The organism is Sulfurospirillum sp. HTRB-L1 (assembly GCF_059415125.1).
Window position 1 is genome coordinate 151,643 of the sequence record NZ_JCAHZR010000002.1, and the last position, 24,400, is coordinate 176,042.

Sequence of the window (24,400 nt, forward strand, 5' to 3'; positions counted from 1 at the left end):
CATCATAGAGTTTGTATCGATAAAAATACGCGCTATTATATTTAAAAACGACTTAAAAAAAGGTTAATTTAAGGGGGAAATCAGAAGAATGGGCCTTGGCAAGGCGGCTGCCTTGCCAAGGAAAACTGGCCTAGGGGTGGTGGGTTAAACGAATAGACTTGTCTTGGTATAAACCTGTTCCCACAGGAATCATACGACCCAAGATGACGTTTTCTTTCAAATCTTCTAAAAGGTCAAATTTCGCCGCGATACTCGCTTCGGTAAGCACCTTAGTCGTTTCTTGGAACGAGGCAGCTGAAATGATACTATCACTGGCAATCGCAGCACGCGTGACGCCCAAAAGAACAGGCTCGGCAATGGCAGGCTCGCCGCCCATCGCCATAATACGGTGGTTTTCTTCAATAAACTTTCGGCGTGAGATGAGATCGCCCACGATAAAGTTTGTATCGCCACTCTCTACAATCTTAATCTGGCGTAGCATTTGAGAGACAATGACCTCAATATGTTTATCAGAAATCGCAACCCCTTGGCGGCGGTAGACTTGCTGAATTTCACTAATAAGGTAGTAATGTAACTCTTTTTCACCCAAAATACGCAAAATATCATGGCTGGAAACAACGCCATCGGTGAGGCGCTCGCCCGCATGCACAAACTCTCCGGTGCGTACATGTATTTGGCGCGTTTTGTCTACCAAATACTCACTCATCGTGCCATCGCTCGCCTCGATGATGATGCGCTCTTTCGCACGCAAAGGCTTTCCAAAGCGAATCGTTCCATCAATTTCTGCAATCACTGCAGCATTTTTAGGACGTCTGGCTTCAAACAGCTCACTAACCCGTGGCAAACCTCCCGTAATATCCTTAGACTTTGCAACGGCTTTAGGCGTACGTCCTAGAATATCTGCCAACTCAACACGTGCACCATCACGCACATAAATACCCGTTTTTGGTTCAAGTTGATACTTGATAATTTTTCCAGAATCCGTGGCAATAATCAGCGTAGGTTTAGTGCCAGAAGGAAGGTATTCGTTGATAACCAAACGGCTCTGTCCTGTCATCTCGTCGTACTGCTCTGTTGCACTGTATCCTGGCTCAATATCCTCAAAGCTCACGCGTCCGCTCTCTTCTGCGATAATAGGATTGGAGTAAGGGTCCCACTCGGCCACAATCACATGCTCGCTGCCTGTTGGTACGGCAAGCAAGGTTTTTGGGCTAACTTCTGTTTTATCGCCTATTTCAATCATCGTATTGCGCGGAACATAATGGCGAATCGCTTCGCGGTCTTCTTTGTCTGCAATCACAGCAAACAAACCCTTTTCGTTAACCACATGCCCTTTTTCAATGGTGTAGTTACGCTCAAGGTAGTCACCTTTGAGGATATAATATTTCACTTCTCCCGAAGCGCCTGCAAAGATTTTTTGAACCACAGGCTCCCCATCTTGAACACGCAATTCGCTGGCGAAAGGAATACGATTGGGAACGTTCCAGCCCTCTTTAATAACCTCAACAATGCTTTCATTAGCAGAAACCTTGCTTCCGTTTTCATAAGGGATGTAAAACTTACCCTCAACCTTACCGCCCACACCTGCAAGTTCGTTAGGGCGTGCCATGTCATTACGTCTTAGCACGTATTTTACGGTATCGGTTTCACCCTTAATGGTCACAACAGCTTCTTCGTGCGCTGTTTCAATGCTCAAAATTCCCGCAAAAGGGGCTTTGATTTTAGGCTCTACAAGCAATACAGCCGCATTTCTTCGGTTGGCGACAATAACCTTGCCCTCTTTGGTGGTGTAAGTTTTAAGGTTGTAGTACCGAATGAAACCCTCTTTTTGAGCAATAACCTGACGGTCTTGTTGCTCTGTAGAAGCCGTACCCCCGATGTGGAAGGTACGCAAGGTAAGCTGCGTTCCAGGCTCGCCAATGGACTGTGCGGAGATAATCCCCACCGCTTCGCCAGGCTTAACCATTTTGCCCTCACCCAGGTTAATCCCATAACACTTCGCACACACACCCTTGGGTGCTTTACATGTAATAGGTGTGCGGATGCTCACAGATTTCACGCCCGATTCAACCAAGGCTTTGGCTTTTTCTTCGTCAATAATCGTGCCTTCGGTAAAGAGCATTTCATTGGTAATGGAATCAATCACGTCTTCTGCCAAAACACGTCCCCACAAGCGCTCTTCAAGGGGCTCGATCATCTCACCACCCTCAACGATTTCTGTAATCTCAACACCCTCGTGGGTACCACAATCTTCCATGGTTACTTTCACGTTTTGAGAAACGTCGATGAGTTTTCTGGTTAGGTATCCCGCGTTGGCGGTTTTAAGGGCGGTATCTGCCAAACCTTTACGGGCACCGTGGGTTGAAATAAAGTATTCTAAAACGTTCAACCCTTCGCGGAAGTTTGAAATAATCGGCGTTTCGATGATGGAGCCATCGGGTTTTGCCATCAAACCACGCATACCTGCAAGCTGGCGAATCTGTGCCGCGCTACCACGTGCCCCAGAATCGGCCATCATAAAGATAGAGTTAAAGCCGTCTTTATCGGTTTGCACCAGTTTCATCATCTCAGCAGCAACGGAGTTATTGGTGTCTGTCCAAATATCGATAATCTTGTTGTAGCGTTCGCTGTCCGTTAAAAGACCTGCCCCGTATTGTTGCTGAATTTCACGTACTTTTTTCTTGGCATCGTCGATGTATTTTTTCTTCGACTTTGGCACACGGATATCATCAATCGAGATGGAAATTCCCGCTTCAGTAGCGTACTTAAAGCCAAGGTTTTTAAGGTTATCCAAAAACTCTGCTGTAATCCCAAAGCCACCAATCTTATACACGTGGTCGATAAGGGCACCAATGTTTTTCTTTTTCAAAACTTTGTTCCAAAGGTTTTCAGGAACAAACTCAGGCAACATAGATTTTAAAATCAAGCGACCCGCTGTTGTAAATACAGTTTTATCATCAATTTGGGTTTTGATTTTAGCATGCAATTCAAGGGCATCCATCTCAATGGCAATCGCCACTTCGTCTGCATTGGCAAAAATCTTATTAGAACCCTTTGCATCCACTTTTTCAAGAGAGAGGTAATAAAGTCCCAAAACCATATCTTGAGAAGGAACCGTAATGGCCTTTCCAGAAGCGGGAAGCAAAATATTCATGGAACTGAGCATCAAAATCTTGCACTCTGCAATCGCCTCTTGGGAAAGGGGCACGTGCACGGCCATTTGGTCACCGTCAAAGTCCGCGTTGAACGCCGAACAGACCAAAGGATGCAATTGAATCGCTTTTCCTTCAATCAAGACAGGGTGAAACGCTTGGATAGAAAGTTTGTGCAAGGTAGGGGCACGGTTAAGCATCACAGGGTGGTCTTTAACCACTTCTGCCAAACACTCCCACACTTCATTGGTTTTTTGCTCAATCATCTTCTTAGCTTGTTTCACAGTCGTGGCATAGCCTTTTTCTTCAAGACGTGCTAAAAGATGGGGCTTAAAGAGTTCGAGTGCCATTTGCTTTGGCAAACCACACTGGTCCATTTTAAGCTTAGGGCCTACAACGATAACAGAACGGCCAGAAAAGTCTACACGTTTTCCCAAAAGGTTTTGACGGAAACGGCCCTGCTTACCTTTAATAATCTCAGAAAGAGATTTAAGAGGTCGCTTATTGGCACCCTTCACGGCATTGGCACGGCGTCCGTTGTCAAAGAGTGCGTCTACAGACTCTTGCAACATCCGCATTTCGTTACGGATAATAATCTCAGGTGCGTCCAATTCCACCAAGCGCTTAAGGCGTGCATTACGGTTGATAACCCGTCGGTACAAGTCGTTCACGTCCGAAACAGCAAATTTGCCCCCATCTAGTGCAACAAGAGGGCGCAAATCTGGCGGAAGCACAGGAAGCATGGTAATCATCATCCACTCGGGTCGGTTTCCACTATTTAAAAATGCTTCTACCACTTTTAGACGTTTTACGATGGTTTTTTTCTTTGCTTCTGAATTGGTGCTTTGAATCTCTTCTTTAAGTTGCCCCAAAATCTCCACAAGGTCCAAATCCGAAAGCAAATAGCGCACTACTTCGCCACCCATACGTGCTTGAAAGCCTGTGCCATCAAAGCGCTGGATGAGCGATTGGTACTGCTCTTCGTTGAGCACGTCGTACTTTTCCACTTTTTTAGTGTTTTCATTGTCGTAAAAGGCATCGCCTGATTGCTCTACAATGTACGCTTCGTAGTACAACACGCGCTCAAGGTCTTTCATTTTGACGCCCAAAAGCGTTCCAATACGGCTTGGCAAGGAGTTCACATACCAAATGTGCGCCACAGGCGTCACCAGTTCGATGTGCCCCATGCGTGATCGGCGTACCTTTGTGCTGGTAACTTCAACCCCACATTTTTCGCATTTAATGCCCTTGTAGCGCATTTTCTTGTATTTGCCGCACAAGCACTCGTAGTCGCGAATAGGCCCAAAGATTTTGGCACAAAAGAGGCCATCACGCTCAGGTTTTAGGGTTCGATAGTTAATGGTTTCAGGTTTTTTTACCTCACCATAACTCCACGAACGAATCCTTTCAGGACTGGCCAATCGTAGTCGAAAGGCACTAAAATCTCGTGGTCTACTCTCTTCGCTAATTTCAATTGGCTCTAATCGTTTCATTGCTTTCCACCTCATCGTATATCTCTACATCTAGTGCTAGTGACTTGAGTTCATTGGTTAGTACATAGAATGTTTCAGGAATGCCAGTTTGTGGCACATTTTCACCGCGTGTCAATGCTTTGTAAGAAGCAACCCTTCCTTCAACGTCATCGGATTTGACCGTCAACATTTCACGAAGTGTGTGTGCTGCACCGTATGCTTCAAGTGCCCACACCTCCATTTCACCAAACCGTTGTCCACCAAATAAGGCTTTACCGCCTACTGGCTGCTGCGTTACTAGAGAGTATGGTCCCGTGCTACGTGCATGCACTTTTTCATCCACCAAGTGGTGCAATTTAAGCATATACATGTAACCCACGTTAACCCGTTCGTGCATCTTATGGCCTGTCATACCATCGAACAACTCAACTTTTCCATCAAGATTAATTTTTGCTATTTCAAAAAGTTTTGCGAACTCTTCGGTATTAACCCCTTCAAAAATAGGTGTGGCAAATTTCACACCCTTGCTCCAGTCTTTGGCATATTCAATCAATTTTTCGTCGCTCAAAGCTTCAACAAAAGCGCGCGCGTTCATCCATCTGGCCACCGAGGCAATCTGAATCATTTTTTCGCGCAACTCTTTTACCCACGCATTGCGTTTGTGCTCAAAGATTTCTGCAATCTGATCGCCCAAGCGTCTTCCAATGAGTCCCAAGTGGACTTCTAGAATCTGACCAATGTTCATCCTTGAAGGAACGCCCAGTGGGTTTAGAACAACATCTACCGACTCACCATCGGCCAAATAAGGCATGTCAACCTCAGGGACGATATTAGAAACGATACCCTTGTTTCCGTGACGCCCTGCCATTTTATCGCCCACTTTGAGTTTGCGCTTGGTGGCGATGTATACCTTCACAAGCTTGACCACACCGCTTGGCAAAATATCGTCTTTTTCGATGATTGTTAACTTCTCATCGTGCTCTTCTTTGAGCTTTTTCTTTTCATTTTGGAAGTAGGTTTTTAAATGGTCGTAATCGCTTTGTACTTCGCTCGTAAAAGCTTTGACTAAAACATTGAGCGCAAAACGGTTTACATGTAACAAATCTTCCTTGCCAATACACTGCCCTTTTTGGTAAGGCTTTTTATTGACTTCTTGGTCGCTTTGAAGCACTGCTTTACTGAGCAATGAGTTGATGCGAAGCATCTCTTCACGGTCAAGCATGAGCAATTTATCGTGGTGCTCACGGTCAAGTACCTCTTTTTCTTCTTCGTAAGCGCGCACCGAGCGAGGGTCTTTTTCGTACCCTTTTTTGGTGAAGATTTTAACATCAACCACCACCCCTTCCATAGAAGGCGTTGCGTACAAGGATTTGTTCACCACATGACCGGCTTTTTCCCCAAAAATAGCGCGCAAGAGTCGCTCTTCGGGTGTTGGTTTGACCTCACCCTTGGGTGAAACCTTGCCTACTAAAATCATACCTGGTTTGATTTGCGTTCCGATTTTTACGATACCGCTATCATCAAGGTGCGCTAAATCTTCTTCTTTGACATTGGGGATATCTTTGGTGATTTCCTCCACGCCGTCTTTTAACTCCCTAGCTTCAATCTCTTTTTCATAGGTATGCACACTCGTAAACGCATCTTTGCGAATCATGCGCTCGCTAATAACGATAGCATCCTCGAAGTTATACCCGTTCCATGGCATAAAGGCCACCATCGCGTTAACCCCGATAGCAAGTTCGCCCAAGTCCATGTTTGGCCCATCGGCAAGCACTTGACCTGTTTGAACAACCTCGCCCTTGCACACAATGGGTTTTTGAGAAAATGTTGTGTTTTGGTTGGTGCGGAGGTTCTTTTCCATGGTGTAGTGGTCAATAAACGCCCCGTTTTCATCTTCCCCTAAAACATAAATATTTTTATTATCAACCTTCTCTACCAAACCGCCACGCTTGGCCTTAATGGCTTCCCACGCATCGCGACAGACGATTTTTTCTACACCTGTTCCCACCATAGGTGCGGTGGATTGCAACAAGGGTACTGCTTGGCGTTGCATGTTTGAACCCATGAGTGCACGGTTGGCGTCATCGTGTTCCAAGAAGGGAATCAAAGAAGCCGCAACCCCTGTAATCATCGCCGAGTTAAGGTCAATCAAGTTAACACGGCCTTTTTCTACCAAAATAATTTCCCCATCAATACGCGCTTCAATAAGATCTTCTATGATGGCATTGTTTTCATCTGTTTTTGTAGAAGCGGGGGCTATAACAAGACCTTCTTCTTGGGTTGCTGTGATGTAGACAATCTCATCACTCACTACGCCTTCGTAAACCTTGCGGTAAGGTGCCTCAACAAAGCCAAGGTCATTTACTTTCGCGTATGTGGCAAGGGTGTTAATCAAACCAATGTTTTGGCCCTCTGGTGTTTCAACAGGACAAATCCGTCCGTAATGGGTTGGGTGAACGTCACGCACTTCAAAACCAGCACGCTCTTTTACCAAACCGCCCTCACCCAAAGCAGAAAGACGGCGCTTGTGGGTTACTTCGCTTAGTGGGTTTGTTTGGTCCATAAATTGAGACAATTGGCCGCTGGTGAAAAACTCTAAAATAGAGCTTGTAATCATTTTTGAGTTAACCAAATCGTGAGGCATCAACTCTTCGATGCTTCCGCTGAGTGAAGAGAATTTATCACGAATGGCTTTTTGCATCTTCACAAGGCCCGTATGCAACTCGTTGGCAAGCAATTCGCCGATGGAGCGAATACGTCGGTTACCAAGGTGGTCACGATCATCGATACGTCCTTGGCCATTTTTTACCTTAATGAGGTATTTAGCCGTTTTAATAATATCTTCGTTGGTCATAACGGTTACAAACTCTGGCACATCAAGGGAGAGTTTGTGGTTCATTTTCATACGACCCACTTTGGTTAAATCATAACGCTCAGGGTTAAAGAAAAGGTCATTAACAAAAGTTTTTGCCGCTTCTTTGGTCACAGGTTCCCCTGGACGCATAACCTTGTAGATACGAATAGCAGCGAGGTCATTTTCATCTTCAATGCCTTCTGTTTGACGCAATAATTTAAGGGTCTCTGTGTCCGCAATAAAGGAGTTAATGATGGCATCGTCCACGCCAGAAGCCAAGTCATTGGCAATCTCAACGCTCGTGCATCCTTGTTCGATGATTTTTGCCATTTTATTTTCATCAAGCTGTGTTAAGGTTTCAAACAACACCTCACCGCTTTCTTGGTCAATGATAGGAGAAGCTAAGAAGCGATTGATCAAAATTTCCGTAGGGTATTCAATCCACTTCACGCCATCTTCGGCCAGTTTGTCTGCTTTTTTCTTGGTTAAACGCTTTCCTGCGCCTAAGATAAGGTTACCTTGATCGTCTTTTAAGTCAAATTCTACACGTCCGACAAAATTGTCAGGATCAAATTCCATCAAGAATTTGTTTTCTTTGATTTGAATCGTCAATACAGGGTAAAAAAGTTTTAAAATGTCTTGTTTGCTATACCCAAGGGCACGGAAAAGAATCGTGATGGGCACTTTTCGTCGCTTGTTAATACGTACAAATAGGGTATCTTTAGCGTCGTATTCAAAATAGAGCCACGAGCCACGATCAGGAATAATCTGGGCTGTGTAAATAAGTTTATTGACAACAGTCGCGCTTTCTTCTTCTTTGAAAATAACCCCTGGACTTCGGTGAAGTTGGTTTACAACAACACGTTCAACCCCGTTAATAATAAAGGAGATACGGTCTGTCATCATAGGGATTTCACGGATAAAAATAGATTGTTCTTTAATGTCTTTTACACCGGCTTTTTCGCCGCTTTTTTCATCTTTGTCCCATAATATTAACCGAATGTTCATTTTTAGGTTTACCGAATAGGTAAGTCCCCGTTCCATACATTCTCGAACCGTGTATTTTGGTTTGCCAATTTCGCTACCAACATATTCAAGTGTTAATCGGTTTTGTGGATCATGAATTGGAAAAATGGATTTAAATACTTTTTCTATGCCACTCTCGGATTCTGTTTTAGAAACATTTAAAAAGTGCTCATAGCTTCTTTGTTGAAGTTGAAGGAGGTTAGGAACATCAATTTGCTGAGGAACCTTTGCAAAATCGACTCGGAGACGATTTCCCGATTGTAAGCTGTTTAGCATGTGCGTCTACCCCGTGGTAATGGTTTGAAAGGAATGTGGTTAAACTGCCTGTGGCAAGAATTTTCTAAAAAGGCGTATTCAAGAGTGGGCAACAAGCGTACGTGTTGCCCATGAATAAAATTAGGTTTACTTAAGCTCTACGCTTGCACCAGCTTCTTCAAGCTGTTTTTTAGCGTCTTCTGCAACATCTTTGCTCACGCCTTCTTTGATTGTAGAAGGGGTGCCATCAACGGCGTCTTTCGCTTCTTTAAGGCCAAGGCCTGTTAGTGCGCGTACAACTTTAATAACGTTGATTTTCTTATCGCCAGCACTTTTAAGGATAACATCAAACTCAGTTTTTTCCTCAACAGCTTCAACAGCAGCAGCACCGCCGCCAGCCATCATGACAGGAGCAGCAGAAACGCCAAATTTTTCTTCAAACTCTTTTACAAGTCCGCTTAATTCAAGAACAGTAAGGTTAGAGATGTACTCAAGTACGTCTTCTTTTGTAATAGCCATGGTATCTTTCTCCTAGAATGATTATTTGCTTATGCAGATTCTTCTTTTTTTGCTCGAAGAGCATCCAAGCCGATAGTAAAATTCGCGATCGGCGCTTTCCATACTTGAAGCAACATTGCAATAAGCTCATCACGTGATGGCATTTTGGACAATGCAACAACTTTAGAAGCGTCTGTAATTTCGCCGTCAATATAGGCGGATTTGATTACAAACAAATCTCTTTTTTCGGCAAACTTTGCAACTACTTTTGCCACTGCTAGCTGGTCTTTGCCCCAAATAAAGATATTGGTATCTTTAAGTTCAAAACCGTCAATGCCCGCTTCTTTAAATGCAATAGAGGCAAGGGTGTTTTTTGCAACTCTCACGTTTACGTCCAATTCTTTGGCGCTAGCGCGTAGTACTTCAAGTTCGGAAACTTTTAGCCCTTTGTATTCACATACAGCTACGGCGTCGGAAGATTTAAACGCTTCGGTAAGCGTGCTGATAATTTCTGCTTTTTCTTGTCGTGTCAACTTTTCTCCTTTCCGACTGGTGATTTCAAGTAGAGCTAGGGATTCCTAAATTAAGCTTGCGCCTCTACTGTCTCCAATCAAAGATTAACAATTAGGGATTACTTTAAATCAATCAATTCTTGTGCGTCAAGTTTAATAGATGGGCTCATTGTCAGTGAAAGGACAGCGTTTTTAATGTATTTACCTTTTGCAGCAGAAGGCTTGTGCTTGTTGATTGCACGGACAAAAGTTATAAAGTTATCCATGAGTTGCTCTTCACTAAAACTTACCTTGCCAATACCTGCGTGGATATTGCCTTGTTTGTCAACACGGAAATTTACCTGACCGCCCTTGGCATTTTCAACAGCCTTGGCTACATCCATAGTAACGGTTCCTGTTTTTGGGTTTGGCATCAAACCTTTTGGTCCAAGAGTACGACCAACCTTGCCCACAAGACCCATCAAGTTAGGCGTTGCGATTAAAACATCAAAGTTAATATTGCCTGCTTGAATTTCATCGATTAAGTCTTCTGCGCCAACGATTTCTGCACCCGCTGCTCTTGCTTCGTCTGCTTTAATGTCTTTTGCGATAACAGCAACACGAACGCTCTTGCCTGTTCCAGCAGGTAAAACCACAGAACCACGTACCATTTGATCGGCGTGACGTGGGTCTACGTTAAGTTTTAGTGCAATCTCAACTGTTTCATCGAACTTTGCTGATGCAAGTGATTTTACAGTTGCAACACCTTCGGTTGTGGTGTATGTTTTTTGTAGATCAATCTTTTTTAAAAGTTCTTCTACGCGTTTTACTTTTTTTGCCATTGTATTCTCCGCAATTAATGTGCTTCCGCCTTGCCCCGGCGGTATAGGGAAAAATGCTAGTCGATAATATCGACACCCATACTTCGTGCACTACCTGCAACAATCTTTGCAGCCGCATCTTTGTCTGTAGTATTCATGTCAATAATTTTACGATTGACGATTTCCATCACTTGTGATTGGCTCAACTTGCCAACTTTATTCTTTAGGGGGTTGTCTGAACCTTTACCAAGACCTGCCGTTTTGAGAATCAATTCTGAAACAGGAGGTTGCTTTGTGATGAAGGTAAAGCTTTTATCTGCATAGACCGTAATAACAACAGGAACTTTAAAACCCATAAGGTCTTTTGTCTTCTCGTTAAATGCCTTGCAAAATTCCATAATATTGACACCTTTTTGTCCAAGCGCAGGACCTACTGGTGGCGATGGATTTGCTTTTCCAGCCGCAATCTGGAGTTTGATTTCGCCAATTACTTTCTTAGCCATCCGTTCTTCCTTTTATAAAATTAAACTATTTTTTCAACTTGTGAATACATAATTTCAACTGGGGTGCTACGTCCAAAAATAGAAACATTAAGACGCAATTTTCCATGTTCCATGTCGTACTCTTCCACAATACCTGTAAAGTTCGCAAAGGGACCTTCGGTAATGCGAATACTTTCACCTTCTTCAAAAAAGATTTTTGGTTTTGGCGCACCTTTTTTCTGTGCTTTTTCCAAAATAAGCGCAATATCTTTTTCACTTAAAGCCGTAGGTTTTTTTGCTTCGCCAATAAAACGACCCACCTTGGGCAAGGATTGAATTTTATGCCACAACGCAGTGTCCAAATCAATATATGCAAAGGCATACCCTGGATAAAGACTGCGTTCTGTGATTTTTTTCTTTCCATTTTTGACTTCAATCACGTCTTCTGTTGGAACAATTATCTCTTTGAGTTGTTCCCCAAGTTCGTTATTGCGTATCATTGTTTCAAGCGCACGTTTTACACTCATCTCACTACCAGCATACGTCTGGATTGCATACCATTTATGTGCCATGCTTATCCCTATACCAATGCCGAAAGCGTGAAGGACATAATTACATCAATCAACGCTAAAAAGAGCGAAATAACGGTTACCACGATAAAAACAGAAATGAAAGCATTGCGAATCTGTTCTTTGATTGGGAAAATAACTTTGCTTAGCTCTGCACGCGAGAGTCTGATATAACTTGTCAGCTTTTCCATAAATACTATCCTTTGGTGGCAGGGCAAGAGGGACTCGAACCCCCAACAATCGGATTTGGAATCCGGCGCTCTACCATTGGAGCTATTGCCCTAAAGGGGTTAAATTCCAAAAAATTGGAATTTAACTTTTAAGTTTGACTTCTTTGTGTGTCGTATGTTTTTTAAGTCGTGGAGAGTATTTTTTAGTCTCATACTTCTCGGTCATTGTTTTACTATTTTTTGTTGTTGTGTAGTTGATATCACCTGTTTCTACACACTTAAGTCCAATCTTAATACGCATCTCTTTTCCTTCCAAGGAGTGACGCAGGGAAAGCCCTGCGTCTAAACATTACTTAATGATTTTAGAAACAACACCTGAACCAACGGTTCGGCCGCCTTCACGAATCGCAAAACGTGTACCTTCGTCAAGTGCAATTGGGTTAATCAATTTTACATTGATTTTCAAGTTATCACCTGGCATAACCATTTCTGTTCCCTCAGGAAGGGTAATAGAACCTGTTACGTCTGTTGTACGTACGTAAAATTGTGGGCGATAGTTATTAAAGAATGGTGTATGTCGACCACCTTCGTCTTTGCTAAGGATATACACTTCGCCTTCAAATTCTGTATGAGGAGTGATGGATTTTGGCTTACAAAGAACCATACCACGCTCAACGTCGTCTTTTTTCGTACCACGAAGCAAGATACCGCAGTTGTCGCCCGCTTCACCACGTTCCATTTCTTTACGGAACATCTCAACACCTGTTACGGTTGTTGTTTGTGTGTCACGAATACCAACGATTTCTACTGTTTCGCCGATTTTAATAGTACCTTTTTCGATACGTCCTGTTACAACAGTACCGCGTCCTGCGATTGAGAACACGTCTTCTACTGGCATCAAGAAATCTTTATCAGTATCGCGCACGGGTTCAGGAATAAAACTATCAACCTGCGCCATCAATTCAAGAATTTTTTCTGACCATGTGCCAAGGGTACCTGTTTTTGCTTCTTCAAGAGCACGAAGCGCAGAACCTGCTACGATTGGTGTGTCATCGCCTGGGAAATCATACATAGAAAGAAGTTCACGAATTTCCATCTCTACAAGCTCAAGCAATTCTTCATCATCAACCATGTCCGCTTTGTTCATGAACACAACGATGTAAGGAACGCCTACTTGGCGAGAAAGAAGAATGTGCTCACGGGTTTGTGGCATTGGGCCATCCGCTGCAGAAACAACCAAGATAGCGCCGTCCATTTGAGCAGCACCGGTAATCATGTTTTTAACGTAGTCGGCGTGGCCTGGGCAGTCTACGTGCGCGTAGTGACGACCTTCTGTTTCATACTCAATGTGTGAAGCAGCGATGGTAATACCACGTTCGCGCTCTTCTGGTGCATTGTCGATACCATCATAATCTTTAAATTCACATAGCCCTTTTGTTGCAAGTACTGCCGAAATTGCTGCTGTGAGTGTTGTTTTACCATGGTCAACGTGACCAATAGTACCAATGTTTACGTGCGGCTTGTTTCTTTCGAATTTAGCTTTAGCCATCTTTTCCTCCGTGTGGTTTTTAGATGTTACTTGTTGTTGACCATGTCTTTGACAACCAAAGACCTTTTGTGTGATACATAATTGATAAAAGGTGGAGCTCATAGTGGGACTTGAACCCACGACCTCTTCCTTACCAAGGAAGTGCTCTACCTCTGAGCCATATGAGCACGAAACAGAATTTACCAATAATGCAACACGATACGTCTGAGCTCCAAATCGGCTCTGTTAGCAGTCTGTAGAATATACGAAGATTCTATATACAGCTCCCAGTCAAAATACCGTGGAGCGGGAAACGGGACTCGAACCCGCGACCCTCAGCTTGGAAGGCTGATGCTCTAGCCAACTGAGCTATTCCCGCATGTGGCAAAAAAATAATGGTGGTGAGAGAAGGATTCGAACCTTCGAAGGTAAAAACCAGCAGATTTACAGTCTGCCCTCGTTGGCCACTTGAGTATCTCACCGTGGACTTGCCACAACATAATCTGGTCAAACACTGTTACAAAAATGGAGCCGGCAAAGGGACTCGAACCCCCGGCCTACTGCTTACAAGGCAGTTGCTCTACCAACTGAGCTACGCCGGCACCCGTTTTGTGAGGTGAAATTATATCTCAAAAGATTTTTCAAGTCAAGAGTTTTGTGGCTTCTTTAGGAGGAATTGATTACAATAGCTTTTTTGAATCTACCCCATGGGAGGTTTTACATGTATATTCTTTTTTCACCAAGCGAAGCTAAAAGCCCAGATTCGCCCATTGCTAAGCGCTTTTCCCTTGCTTTTCCTGAACTTTCCACAACGAGGGAGTTGGTGCTTTCCCGTTACCTTTCTCTTTTGCAACAGGGCTCAACATCCTCCCTTTCGACCCTTTTTGGGGTCAAAAAAGCGGACGAAATACAAGCGCTCAAAGAGGCCAATCCCCTGCACGCCCACACCCAAAAAGCACTCTTTCGCTACACAGGTGTTGGGTATACTTACTTAGACCCCGCTTCACTTCCCCTCGATGCTTTGGGATTTTTGGAAAAACACTTAATCATCTTTTCCAACCTTTTTGGACCCTTATTGGGTGGCGATACCTTACCTTATTATAAACTCAAGCAAGGCCAAACCCTTGAGGGCCTTGCCACAGAATCTCTCTACAAGCCCCATGCCACCCCTGTGCTTGACGCTTTTTTAAAGGACCATTTTGTGGTTGATCTTCGCGCAGGGTTTTATGAGAAATTTTACCTCCCCTCCCAGCCTTACGTCCGACTAGTTTTTCTTAAAGAAGGCAAAGTGGTTAGCCACTGGGCAAAGGCATGGCGAGGCAAGGTGGCGCGCACGCTTGCACTTTTGCAACCCCAAACCGAAGAAGCCTTTCAAGCCATTGTTTTTGAGGGGTTAAAGATTGAAGAAATTCAATGCAAAGGCATTCAAAAAAATTATTTCTTTTCTATCATGGAATAAGCCTTAGAAGTTCGATATACTTTTAAAAATGTTTTTAAAAGGATTTTCACATGTTTGAATGGGTTATTGTCGCTGTTTTGGTGTACCTTATTTACTACCTTATCACTAAATACGAACGTCGCGTTGCCGTCCTTCAGGAGTTAATCGAACTTAACCGAGAAGCCATTCGTGCCAACAAAGAAAAGATTGAAAAAAATAAGTCTAAAATCGAAGAAAACGCTAGCGGTGTTCAAAAAAACAAAGAAACGCTAGAGCTTAGCCAAAGCCTTTTAGAAAAACTCAAATAGGCTTACATTTCTTTACATGTAAGCCTAAGCGCGAGGATTACAACCCCCGCGCACCCAAGTTTCCGTAGCGGTGGTAGCTGTGGGAAATGCTTTGTTCTTGGTGGTAATTTAAAAGTTCCAGCCGTCCGTCCATGAGGGGTTTTTGACGCACCACAAAGGTAGCTGTTTTGGCCGCATGAGCAAATAGGGCCGCAGGAATACGCTCCACACTTGCGTAAATAATGCGTTGGCTCTCCTTGGCGCTTTCCATAAATTGCGCGTCCTCTTCGCGAACAATCCCATCCTTTGACCCTAGCAAACGCTCTTTATTTTCAAACAAAAATGACACTGTATCGCTCTCAAGCGGGGCTTCTACGCTTACATGTAAAGCCACTTGGCTTACCTTGGCTGCTAAGATGCGGCTTAGGATTTCAAACAAGGTATCTTCCTTGGTTACCCGAAGGGCGACTTTTGAAAGGGGGAGATAGCGGAAAAGATTGTCCTCTCCACGCACCTTGGCATAATCGTGCTCTTTGGAGAATTCCACCTCGTGCTGTTCAACATAACTGTAAATTGCCCCTTCAAGCTTCTCAAACTGGTCCAAAAACTGCCCATGAATCCCTTTTTGCGCGTCGCTTTTCCACTGTTTTACGGTGTCTATCAAAGGGTGGGTATAATCCCTAGAGACCGCAGGCGCGGCGACCTCCTCAAAAACCATAAACTGTGTAACGTAGTTATGAATCCCCGCCTTTCGCCCTGCACCCACGGCGGATTTGCCCATGCCGCCAAAGGGTTGACGCTGCACAATAGCTCCTGTGGTGCCGCGGTTAATGTACAAGTTCCCTGCCCCAATATGCTCACGCCAATAGGCCACTTCACGGGCGTCTAGGGACTCGATTCCTGAGGTGAGCCCGTATCCGGTCATGTTGACAAATTCGATGGCTTCGTTTAAATCTTTTGCACACATGACGCTTAGCACGGGGCCAAACAACTCTCTCATGTGGGTAAAGGCACCTGGTTTCACGCCCCATTTGATAGACGGCGCAAGAAGATAAGGGTTGCCTTCCACAAACGAAGGCTCCAAGGCCCATTCTTCGCCCTCTTCCAGGGTTTCAATCGCCTTTTTCAATGCCCCACCAACAGGATTTGCTACGGTGCTGATACGGTTTTTAAAATCCCACACAGAACCCACACTAAGGCTCTTGGTTGCATCAATGAGCCCTTTTTTGAAGTGGGGGTCATGGTACACTTCTTCTTCCAAGATGAGCAAGGAGGTGGCAGAACATTTTTGGCCACTGTTGCTAAAGGCCGAATGCACCACGTTTTTGATGGCTTGGTCACGATCTGCCAGTGCGGTAACAATCGTCGCATCCTTCCCGCCTGTTTCCGCGCTCAGATGCAAATTAGGCCTGGTGTTTAGCATGGCATACGCCGTCTCTTCGCCCCCGGTTAAGATGACAAAATCCACCTTTTCGTTGGCAATAAGATGCTCTCCCGCCACGCTTCCCGCGCACGGCACCATCTGTAGCACTTTTTTACTAATCCCTGCATCCCAAAAACACTGGCACAGGGCGTGGGCGCTAAGAACCGCAATAGAAGCAGGTTTGATGATGACCGTATTGCCTGCCGCCAAAGAAGCCGCAATGCCTCCAACAGGAATAGCAATAGGAAAATTCCACGGTGGCACTACCACACCCACACCTTTTCCTTTACATGTAAGGCTAGGACGCTCAAAAGAGCGTACCGCATGAGTGTAGTATTCTAAAAAATCAATGGCTTCACTGACTTCCACATCGGTTTCGGTAAACACCTTACCCAGTTCCGCTGCCGCCACTCCTATGAGCGCACCACGGCGTGCGCGCATGACATTGGCCACGTTAGCGAGGGCTTCGTGACGTTTAGCTGCACTGAGCGTGCGCCACCCCTCAGGGTCTTGGTGCGCCACCTCCACAGCAAGGTGTAAATCTTCCGCCGTGGCTTGCACGTAAGCACCGCAGATGACCTCAGCGGGAAGTTGGGATTTGTCTTTTACCTCGACCCGTTGGCGTTCTCCGACTTTTTCTTCGCCATCCACCACCACAGGACACACCTCAAACACGTCCCCTGCTTTTTTCTTCCACTGGTCGCGGATTTGCTTCGCCCATGCTTTATTGGCAGGCAAAATAAAATCCGTATCGGGCTCTCCGTGGTAGGTGCCCGTGTAAAAAGAGCCGCCTTGGTAATTTTCCCACTTTTCTTCTAAACGGTTTTGCAAGCGTTTTGGCCCAAGAGGGGCGTGGGGTTCGTTGTCAATAGCATCTAAAAACTTTTGTTTTTGAGCCTCCCAAGCCTCACTTCCTACCTTTAGCCCAAAGCTGTAGCGGATAAAGTTTTCCACACCCGTGTTTTCATCCAACCGGCGCACCAAATAAGCGATGGCATTGGTAAATTGCTCCGCCTTGGCGGTGGGGCCGTATAAAATCACTTCGCCGCTTATTTCTTGAATGGCCAAACGGGCAGACTCGCTCATGCCTTCTAGGATTTCAAAGGTAAAAAACTCTTCTACCCCATTTTCTTTGGCCAGTTCATAAGCATAGGCAAGCTCAAACAAGTTGTGTGAAGCCGCCCCAAGGTGGACGCATGGGGCATGTTCGGGCGTGAGCGCGTAGCGGGCCATGCGCTTATAATTGCTGTCGGTATCAATTTTTCTAGTGTACGGAGCCACCGCCCAGTGGCGCAAGGAAGATTCCGTCTCTTCCATTTCCATGTTTGCGCCCTTTACTAGACGAATCTTAATGGGGCTACCGCCTTTAGCAACGCGGGCTTTGGCCCACTGGGTCAGCTTTTGTTGCCACAGGTGAGAATCGGGCAAATACGCTTGCATGACAATCCCGCCATAAAACCCTAAAAATTCCTCACCGTCCAACGCTTTCATAAATGCTTCACACGTCATGGCAAGGTCACGGTACTCTTCCATGTCAAGGTTGATAAACTTGTTTTGCCGCTTTCCCTCGCGGGTCGTGATAGCATGCTTCATGGCTTGGGCATAAATCGTTTGCAAGCGCTTGGAAAGTTCTTCTATGCTTTCTTCAAAGGCAAGGGGGTTGATTTGAGAGAAAATAGTAGAAATTTTAATAGACATATAATCAATATTGGGATTCTCAAGGGCAAGAAGGTATTTTTCCATGCGCTCCTTAGCCTCTTCTTCCCCCAATACCACCTCGCCAATGAGGTTGACATTGACCCGCGTGCCCTCTTTTTTACGTTTTTCAAGGTGGGCATTCAGTGGCCCCTCCTCCCCTTGCAACACCACAGTTTTTGTATCACTGCGGATGGTTTTGACAAAGAGCGGGATGGAGATGTCTGGCAAATGTACCCCGATGGTACGAAACAAAAACATCAAAAACCGCTCACTCGTAGTAAAAAACTGCGCCATGCCATACTTGTCAAACAAGAACTCAATCTGATTAGCAACCCGCTTGGTATTCTTACTGCGAAAGGCTTGGTCCATCAGCTCGATGAGCAACACTTTGTCCAAAGGGTGCGCTAGCATGGTGTTCATTTGCACATGAAACTTATTGTCGTGGGCGTTGACAAGTTCACTGGCGCGGTTTTGCCATTGTTCGGCTAGGGCGATAGCGCGCTGGGTTAAGGAAGTGGCTGCATTCATGGATTCTCCTTTTTGGTAGTACTTTTAGTACTTCTTTTTTTGATTTACGAAAATTGGGTCTAAAAAAACCCGTTCTTTTTCAAAAACGGGTTTACATGTAAAGCATTATGGCACTACAACATATTAGTGCTTTTTGCCCAAATACGCCTCTTGAATCACTTTGGAGTTCAGAAGCATTTCACTTGTCCCCTCGTGGGAAATCTTTCCAAGTTCAAGCACGTAGCCCCGATCGGCAAGTTTAAGGGCCGCCCTTGCGTTTTGCTCCACAAGCAACACCGTCACACCGCTTTTGGCAATCTCGCGCACGGCTTTAAAAATAACCTTCACAAGCACTGGTGCCAGCCCAAGGCTTGGCTCATCTAAAATCAACAACTTGGGCTTACTCATAATAGCCCGCCCAATAGCTAGCATTTGTTGCTCGCCGCCACTGAGCGTACCTGCTAACTGCTGGGTGCGCTCTTTGAGCCTCGGAAGGATTTCATAAATCCACTCAAGGGTGGCTTTGTCGTATTTTTTAAGGGTAAATGCCCCCATCATGAGGTTTTCTTCCACACTCAAGGTGCCAAAAACCCGTCTTCCTTCTGGTGAATGGCTCATCCCCAACGAGACGATTTCATGGGCGGGTGTTTTGGTGATGTCCTGTCCATCAAACACAATACTTCCCTCGGCAGGTTTAAGTAAGCCACTAAGGGTGCGCAAGGTCGTGGTTTTGCCTGCGCCATTGGCCCCAAGGATTGTCACCACTTCCCCGCGGTTTACATGTAAAGAAATCCCCTTGATGGCTTTGATGGCGCCGTAATGCACATGAAGGTTGGTCACATCCAATAATTTCTCGCTCATGCGTCCTCCTCATCAATACTGCCAATATACGCTTCCACTACCACCGGGTCATCTTGCACGTGTGCGGGTATTCCTTCGCTGATTTTTGCGCCAAAGTTAATGACCGTGATGTATTCAGTTAGGCTCATGACCATCTCCATGTCATGCTCAATCATCATCACCGTCACCCCGCTCTCGCGAATTTTACGGATGGTCTGGGTGAGTTCTAGGGTTTCATTTTCATTGAGTCCCGCGGCGGGTTCGTCCAAGATAAGCAGTTCAGGGTCTGCGGCCAGGGCTCTGGCCATTTCAATCTTACGTTGCACCCCGTAGGACAAGTCGCCTGCGGGCAAGGTGGCGTATTCGCTGAGCTTAAAAAATTCCATCAGTTCCCCCACCCTTTCCCAGTTGGCGCGCTCGTCTTTGTAGTACGCAGGGGTATGAATAAGGCCGTTGTACCAACGTTGCTTGGACTTGATGTGGCGTCCTGACATGATGTTTTCCGCCACGCTCATCTCTTTAAACAAACGAATCGTCTGAAAGGTACGCAAAATACCAAGGCTAGCAATCTTGTGGGGCGGGGTACCTTTAATCTCTTTGCCCTTCCATAAAATCTGCCCTTTTTCAGGGGTGTAGATTCCTGTAATACAGTTAAACAAGGTCGTTTTACCCGCACCATTGGGGCCGATGATGCCGTAAATTTGCCCTTTTTTCACCTTCATGGAGAGGTCGTCGATGGCTACAAGGCCTGCAAAAAGCTTTGAAAGGTTTTTAATCTCTAAAAGGTAGTCGCTCATTTGACCCCCTTTTTCAAAAATGCAGGGATGTTACCAAACTTCACGGGCCAAATACCCCGAGGACGTAAAATCATTGTCAAAATCATCGCGATACCAAAAACCAAATACCGCGCCTCTTCAAACTCACGGAAGATTTCTGGCAACACAAACATCACAAAGGTTCCAATAAGCACACCCGGCAAGGAGGCCGAGCCGCCCACAAGGACGATGGTGAAAAACATAATGGACTGCACCACACTAAAGGCTTCAGGGCTCACCGCCGAATACTGCACGGCAAACATACTGCCCGCCGCCCCAGCGATTCCTGCACCCAAGGCAAAGGCGTACAGCTTATGGTAACGGATGCTAATCCCCATGCTTTGGGCCGCCACTTCGTCTTTGTTGATGTAAAACATCGCGCGGCCAAACTTGCTGCCATCCAGCGAGCGCATGATAAACAAGGTGATGGCAAGCAAGGTAAAGGCGAGGTAGTACATGTACGTTTGGGAAAACAGCGCTACGCCAAACACTTCAATGACGTCGATGCCAAAAATGCCGTTGGGGCCGCCCGTGAGGCCAAAAATATCATTTTCCAACAGTTGCAAAAAGACGATATTGAGCCCGATGGTAGCCACCAGCAAATAATCCCCGCGCAAGTGGATAATCGGCCCAATAAAAAGCACCGAAACAGCTACGGGCAGCAATACTGCGGGAATCCATGTGGCTAAAATAGGCCAACCAAAATGGACATTTAGCACCGCAGTCGCGTAAGCACCCAAACCAAAAAAGAGGGCATGGCCCATGTTAAAAGCGCCCGCGCGTCCTAAGATGATGTCTTGGGAAAAAGCGACGCACGCATAGACTAAAAAGGTTGTTCCAATGGCCAACCACGCCGAATCCGCAAAAAGCGGATACAGTCCCATAACCAGCATAAAGCCAATGGCGATTCTTGTCGTTACTGTAATGTTTTTCATTAGACTTTCTCCGCCACTTTTTCGCCAAAGATTCCCGTTGGTCGGAAAATCAAAATGACGATAAGCAAGATAAAGGTGAAGGCTTCTGCCCATTGGCTAGAGAGGTAGCCACTAATCATGGCATTAAAAAGCCCCAAAAGCAATCCCCCTGCCATCGCACCAGGAATATTGCCGATACCGCCAATAATCGCCGCTACAAAGGCATTGAGGCCGTACTGCCAGCCCATGTCAAAACTAATCCCTCGGTAGTAAATTCCCAAAAACAACCCCGCCACCGCGCCTAGGGCGGAACCGATGATAAAAACAAGCATAATGACGCGGTTCACGTTAATGCCCATGAGCTTCGCCGCGTCTTGGTCGATAGCCGTTGCCCGAATGGCCGTGCCCATTTTGGTGCGGTTGATAAAGAAAAACAAACTCACCATGAGCACCGAAGAAAAGCCTAAAATCATCACTTGCGTAAACGTAAACACTACGCCACCCATCTCGTACACCGTAGAGGGCAAAAGATTAGAAGGGAAGATTTTCATATTGGGTCCCCAGATGAGCATGATCGTGTTTTGAATCACCAAGCCTGCCCCTAAAGCAGATACAACAGCGCTCAAGCGCGGTGCCGTTCGTAAAGGCCTGTAAGCAAGGCGCTCAAGAAGAACACCCACAACTGCGATAATCGCCGCCGTGAAAGCAAACACACTTACCACTGCCACCAGTGAAGTTGTCCCGTCGTTAAAAAGTTGCGTGTAGATAGTCAGTCCCGCAAAGGCCGAAAAGGCCACGAGGTCTCCGTGGGCGAAGTTGATAAGCTTCATCACCCCGTAGACCATCGTGTAGCCTAGTGCTACCAATGCGTACAAACTTCCAATGGTCAACCCGTTGACTAATTGTTGAAGAAATACGTCCATGGTTTCTGCTTTGTCCTAGAAAATAATTTTATAGCTGTTGTCGGGTTGAATTTCATACACATTAAACTTAGTGTTGATGCGTTCGCCGTCTTCTCTGAAAGAAACAGGTCCTGTGATGCCGGGGAAATCACGTAATGTGTGCAAGTAGTCTGAAATCTTTTTGGTATCTTCTGTTTTTAGCTCTTCCATCGCATGCAAAATAGTGAGCAATCCATCGATGTTCATTAGCGCCCAAATAGAAGCGGGGTCTTGGTTGTATTTTGCGCGATAATCTGCCAAAAATTGTTTGGCGGTATCGTAAGGTAAAAACTCAGGGGTTGGGAAGTTCACTAAAATAGTTCCTTTAGCGCTGTCACCTGCTAGTTTGATGTAATCAGGATTGTCGTTGGAGTCCCCGCCCACGAAGTCTGCTTCAAGGCGTAATTGTTGTTGTTGCGCGCGAATCAATCCCCCGTCCGTGTAATACCCACCATAGTAAATAACATCAGGATTTAAGGACTTAATGCGGGTAAGTACCGCTGTAAAGTTTTGAGCCCCTGAGCGCACGCGGTCTTTAAAAACGATGTTGCCGCCTTTTGCTTTTAACTCCGCTTCAACCGCGTCCACAAGCCCTGTGGAGTAGCTTGAATAATCCGAAAGAAGCGCGATGCGTTGGTATTTTTTCTCATTGACAAAATAATCCGCTGTAAACTCTGCTTGGGCGCTGTTTTGGAAAGAGTTTCTAAAGAACGTCCAGTATTTTTTCTCTGTCAGTGAATCGCTGGTACCATCGCTGGTTTGAAGAACGCCATTGCGAAAATAGGTCGCTTGTGCCGCTTCGGTTGCACCCGAGGTATACGAACCAATGACCGCCATCACACCTTCATTCACAAGGCGTCTAGCGCAAATGGCCGCTTTTTGCGGTGCGGCTTCATCGTCGCAGGTGATAACTTCGATTTTTTTGCCCAACACGCCGCCTTTGGCATTAAACTGTTCGGCAATGAGCTTTACCCCATAATCAATACTTTGGCCCTCGTTGGCATACTGTCCCGTGATGGGCGCTTGCACCCCAATCTTAATCACATCTGCAGCCGAAACAGCCGAAACAAGAGCACAACTCACCGCAACCGATGCGGCGAGTTTAGGAAGAATGGTCTTCATGGTTTCTCCTTGAAATAAGTATTCGTGTCACCAAACCAAGGCGCCATGGCGCCCTCGTTTGCTAACACCGCGGTTCAATCACATAACATCCCGCACACCACTCGCCCATCCCCTCTACCTGCCAAATGCCCGAACTCACAAAATGCCCTTGCAAGGCTTCAAAACCTTCAACTACCCTATCAAAACTCGCCACAATCTGTGGAATACGTGCGGAAAGTTTTTTACGCGCATCGGTAGAAAGGTCAGCATAAAAGGCAAAAATTCCATACGATAAGGTGCTTTGGGAGGTCTTGGAGGGGCGCAGCATTTTGCAAATGCGTTCAATCTCTTTGGTGTATTCGTGCTTCACATTGCGCACGCCATTTTTCACTGAAATAATGACTTTTGAGATGGAGTCGTTGTCACTTTGGTGGGGAAAGCGCTCATCCAGTGTGATGCTAAACACTCCCTGAGAGAGGTTATTTTCTTGCATGTAGGCCACGTATCCCGTGCGCTCTGGCAGCGAACACCGCAAGATATCCGCCACCGTTGCGTCGATAAACACTTCAGGTGCATGGTCTATTTTTCCAAGGGCTTGGGCGATATGAAGGGTGATGATTTTTCGTGGGCCATAAGAGAGAAACAAGCGGTTGTTGGTCCAAAAAAGGTAATTTTCCTTAGCTTGGCTAATGCCTTGAAGTACGGCCTCTACGACAACTTCTTGGGAAGGCATGCTAGGCATGGTAATTTTCCTCCACTTCTTCTATCACCCCACTTTGGGTAAGAATCTCTTCAATCAAACGGTTCTTGGAAATCCCCAGTGCCGTAGATAAAGTGGCGAGAGCTTGGTCGAGTTTGGCGTCAATCTTGATGGTCAATTGGGCGACTTCACGCTTGGTGAGGTTTTTTTTAATCACCTGCCTGATGACCGAATCGCCCTGTTTCATTTTTGCCAAACCGCTATCCTTTTTTTCAAGTAGTACTAAAAGTAGTTCTTTTAAATCTGTTGCATTATTTCGCATTTGGCTTTAATGAAACTTAAATATTTTACATTAAATTAGCTAAAAAATAGATACAAAAGGTTCTAAAAAAGAGGCAGTGGGAAAAGAAAGAGGGAG

The 24,400-nt window shown here is 45.5% G+C and carries 20 protein-coding genes and 5 tRNA genes; 2 read left to right on the forward strand and 23 right to left on the reverse strand.

Features of this window, described 5'->3' with window-relative positions:
• Nucleotides 1-130: 130 nt before the first annotated feature.
• The 15 genes from rpoC to AC5SLM_RS03510 all read right to left on the reverse strand — a co-directional run bounded on the left by rpoC (nucleotide 131) and on the right by AC5SLM_RS03510 (nucleotide 13,920).
• Complete coding sequence (gene rpoC / locus AC5SLM_RS03440) at nucleotides 131-4,645, reverse strand: DNA-directed RNA polymerase subunit beta' (RefSeq protein WP_495249541.1); 4,515 nt, start codon at nucleotides 4,643-4,645, stop codon at nucleotides 131-133.
• Nucleotides 4,623-8,780 (reverse strand): DNA-directed RNA polymerase subunit beta, encoded by a 4,158-nt coding sequence (rpoB, locus tag AC5SLM_RS03445; protein ID WP_495249542.1) that lies wholly within the window; start codon nucleotides 8,778-8,780, stop codon nucleotides 4,623-4,625. The genes rpoC and rpoB overlap by 23 nt, the downstream gene beginning before the upstream one ends.
• 126 nt (nucleotides 8,781-8,906) lie before the next feature.
• On the reverse strand, nucleotides 8,907-9,278 hold the full coding sequence (gene rplL / locus AC5SLM_RS03450; protein ID WP_495249543.1) for a 50S ribosomal protein L7/L12: 372 nt from the start codon (nucleotides 9,276-9,278) through the stop codon (nucleotides 8,907-8,909).
• Between the two features lie 29 nt (nucleotides 9,279-9,307).
• Nucleotides 9,308-9,790 (reverse strand): 50S ribosomal protein L10, encoded by a 483-nt coding sequence (gene rplJ / locus AC5SLM_RS03455; RefSeq protein ID WP_495249544.1) that lies wholly within the window; start codon nucleotides 9,788-9,790, stop codon nucleotides 9,308-9,310.
• Between the two features lie 98 nt (nucleotides 9,791-9,888).
• A complete protein-coding gene (gene rplA, locus AC5SLM_RS03460; RefSeq protein WP_495249545.1) occupies nucleotides 9,889-10,590 on the reverse strand; it encodes a 50S ribosomal protein L1 in 702 nt (233 codons plus the stop codon).
• A 56-nt stretch (nucleotides 10,591-10,646) separates the two neighbouring features.
• Nucleotides 10,647-11,072: a 50S ribosomal protein L11 gene (gene rplK, locus AC5SLM_RS03465; protein ID WP_495249546.1), complete on the reverse strand. Its 426-nt coding sequence runs from the start codon at nucleotides 11,070-11,072 to the stop codon at nucleotides 10,647-10,649.
• Between the two features lie 20 nt (nucleotides 11,073-11,092).
• Nucleotides 11,093-11,623 carry a transcription termination/antitermination protein NusG gene (gene nusG / locus AC5SLM_RS03470; protein ID WP_495249547.1) on the reverse strand — a complete coding sequence of 177 codons (531 nt, stop codon included), beginning with the start codon at nucleotides 11,621-11,623 and terminating at the stop codon, nucleotides 11,093-11,095.
• Between the two features lie 8 nt (nucleotides 11,624-11,631).
• A complete protein-coding gene (secE, locus tag AC5SLM_RS03475) occupies nucleotides 11,632-11,811 on the reverse strand; it encodes a preprotein translocase subunit SecE (protein ID WP_495249548.1) in 180 nt (59 codons plus the stop codon).
• 16 nt (nucleotides 11,812-11,827) lie between these two features.
• Nucleotides 11,828-11,903 (reverse strand) — tRNA-Trp (locus tag AC5SLM_RS03480).
• A gap of 29 nt (nucleotides 11,904-11,932) precedes the next feature.
• Nucleotides 11,933-12,091, reverse strand: coding sequence for a 50S ribosomal protein L33 (gene rpmG, locus AC5SLM_RS03485; protein WP_205457938.1), 159 nt, complete (start codon nucleotides 12,089-12,091; stop codon nucleotides 11,933-11,935).
• Between the two features lie 48 nt (nucleotides 12,092-12,139).
• The gene (tuf, locus tag AC5SLM_RS03490; protein WP_495249947.1) at nucleotides 12,140-13,339 is read right to left on the reverse strand and encodes an elongation factor Tu; all 1,200 of its coding nucleotides are present in this window, start codon (nucleotides 13,337-13,339) and stop codon (nucleotides 12,140-12,142) included.
• A gap of 92 nt (nucleotides 13,340-13,431) precedes the next feature.
• Nucleotides 13,432-13,506, reverse strand: a tRNA-Thr gene (locus AC5SLM_RS03495).
• Nucleotides 13,507-13,620: 114 nt separating this feature from the next.
• A tRNA-Gly gene (locus tag AC5SLM_RS03500) sits at nucleotides 13,621-13,697 on the reverse strand.
• Nucleotides 13,698-13,714: 17 nt separating this feature from the next.
• A tRNA-Tyr gene (locus AC5SLM_RS03505) sits at nucleotides 13,715-13,800 on the reverse strand.
• 44 nt (nucleotides 13,801-13,844) lie between these two features.
• Nucleotides 13,845-13,920, reverse strand: a tRNA-Thr gene (locus tag AC5SLM_RS03510).
• A gap of 119 nt (nucleotides 13,921-14,039) precedes the next feature.
• Here AC5SLM_RS03510 and AC5SLM_RS03515 point away from each other — a divergent pair.
• Both AC5SLM_RS03515 and AC5SLM_RS03520 read left to right on the forward strand, forming a co-directional pair.
• Nucleotides 14,040-14,777, forward strand: a complete 738-nt coding sequence (locus tag AC5SLM_RS03515; RefSeq protein ID WP_495249549.1) for a YaaA family protein — start codon at nucleotides 14,040-14,042, stop codon at nucleotides 14,775-14,777.
• A gap of 50 nt (nucleotides 14,778-14,827) precedes the next feature.
• The gene (locus AC5SLM_RS03520; protein WP_495249550.1) at nucleotides 14,828-15,064 is read left to right on the forward strand and encodes a hypothetical protein; all 237 of its coding nucleotides are present in this window, start codon (nucleotides 14,828-14,830) and stop codon (nucleotides 15,062-15,064) included.
• 37 nt (nucleotides 15,065-15,101) lie between these two features.
• Here the strand turns inward: AC5SLM_RS03520 and AC5SLM_RS03525 are convergent, their stop codons facing one another.
• From AC5SLM_RS03525 to AC5SLM_RS03560, 8 genes are all read right to left on the reverse strand, one after another.
• A complete protein-coding gene (locus tag AC5SLM_RS03525; protein WP_495249551.1) occupies nucleotides 15,102-18,692 on the reverse strand; it encodes a bifunctional proline dehydrogenase/L-glutamate gamma-semialdehyde dehydrogenase in 3,591 nt (1,196 codons plus the stop codon).
• A gap of 123 nt (nucleotides 18,693-18,815) precedes the next feature.
• Nucleotides 18,816-19,532 (reverse strand): ABC transporter ATP-binding protein, encoded by a 717-nt coding sequence (locus tag AC5SLM_RS03530; RefSeq protein ID WP_495249552.1) that lies wholly within the window; start codon nucleotides 19,530-19,532, stop codon nucleotides 18,816-18,818.
• Entirely contained in the window at nucleotides 19,529-20,308 is a 780-nt protein-coding gene (locus AC5SLM_RS03535; protein WP_495249553.1) for an ABC transporter ATP-binding protein, read from the reverse strand. Before AC5SLM_RS03535 ends, AC5SLM_RS03530 begins: the two co-directional genes overlap by 4 nt.
• Entirely contained in the window at nucleotides 20,305-21,261 is a 957-nt protein-coding gene (locus AC5SLM_RS03540; protein WP_495249554.1) for a branched-chain amino acid ABC transporter permease, read from the reverse strand. Before AC5SLM_RS03540 ends, AC5SLM_RS03535 begins: the two co-directional genes overlap by 4 nt.
• Nucleotides 21,261-22,163, reverse strand: a complete 903-nt coding sequence (locus AC5SLM_RS03545) for a branched-chain amino acid ABC transporter permease (protein WP_495249555.1) — start codon at nucleotides 22,161-22,163, stop codon at nucleotides 21,261-21,263. Before AC5SLM_RS03545 ends, AC5SLM_RS03540 begins: the two co-directional genes overlap by 1 nt.
• Before the next feature lie 15 nt (nucleotides 22,164-22,178).
• Entirely contained in the window at nucleotides 22,179-23,303 is a 1,125-nt protein-coding gene (locus AC5SLM_RS03550) for a branched-chain amino acid ABC transporter substrate-binding protein (protein ID WP_495249556.1), read from the reverse strand.
• Nucleotides 23,304-23,364: 61 nt separating this feature from the next.
• The gene (locus tag AC5SLM_RS03555; protein ID WP_495249557.1) at nucleotides 23,365-24,024 is read right to left on the reverse strand and encodes a hypothetical protein; all 660 of its coding nucleotides are present in this window, start codon (nucleotides 24,022-24,024) and stop codon (nucleotides 23,365-23,367) included.
• Nucleotides 24,017-24,229: a hypothetical protein gene (locus AC5SLM_RS03560; protein WP_495249948.1), complete on the reverse strand. Its 213-nt coding sequence runs from the start codon at nucleotides 24,227-24,229 to the stop codon at nucleotides 24,017-24,019. The genes AC5SLM_RS03555 and AC5SLM_RS03560 overlap by 8 nt, the downstream gene beginning before the upstream one ends.
• Between the last annotated feature and the right edge of the window lie 171 nt (nucleotides 24,230-24,400).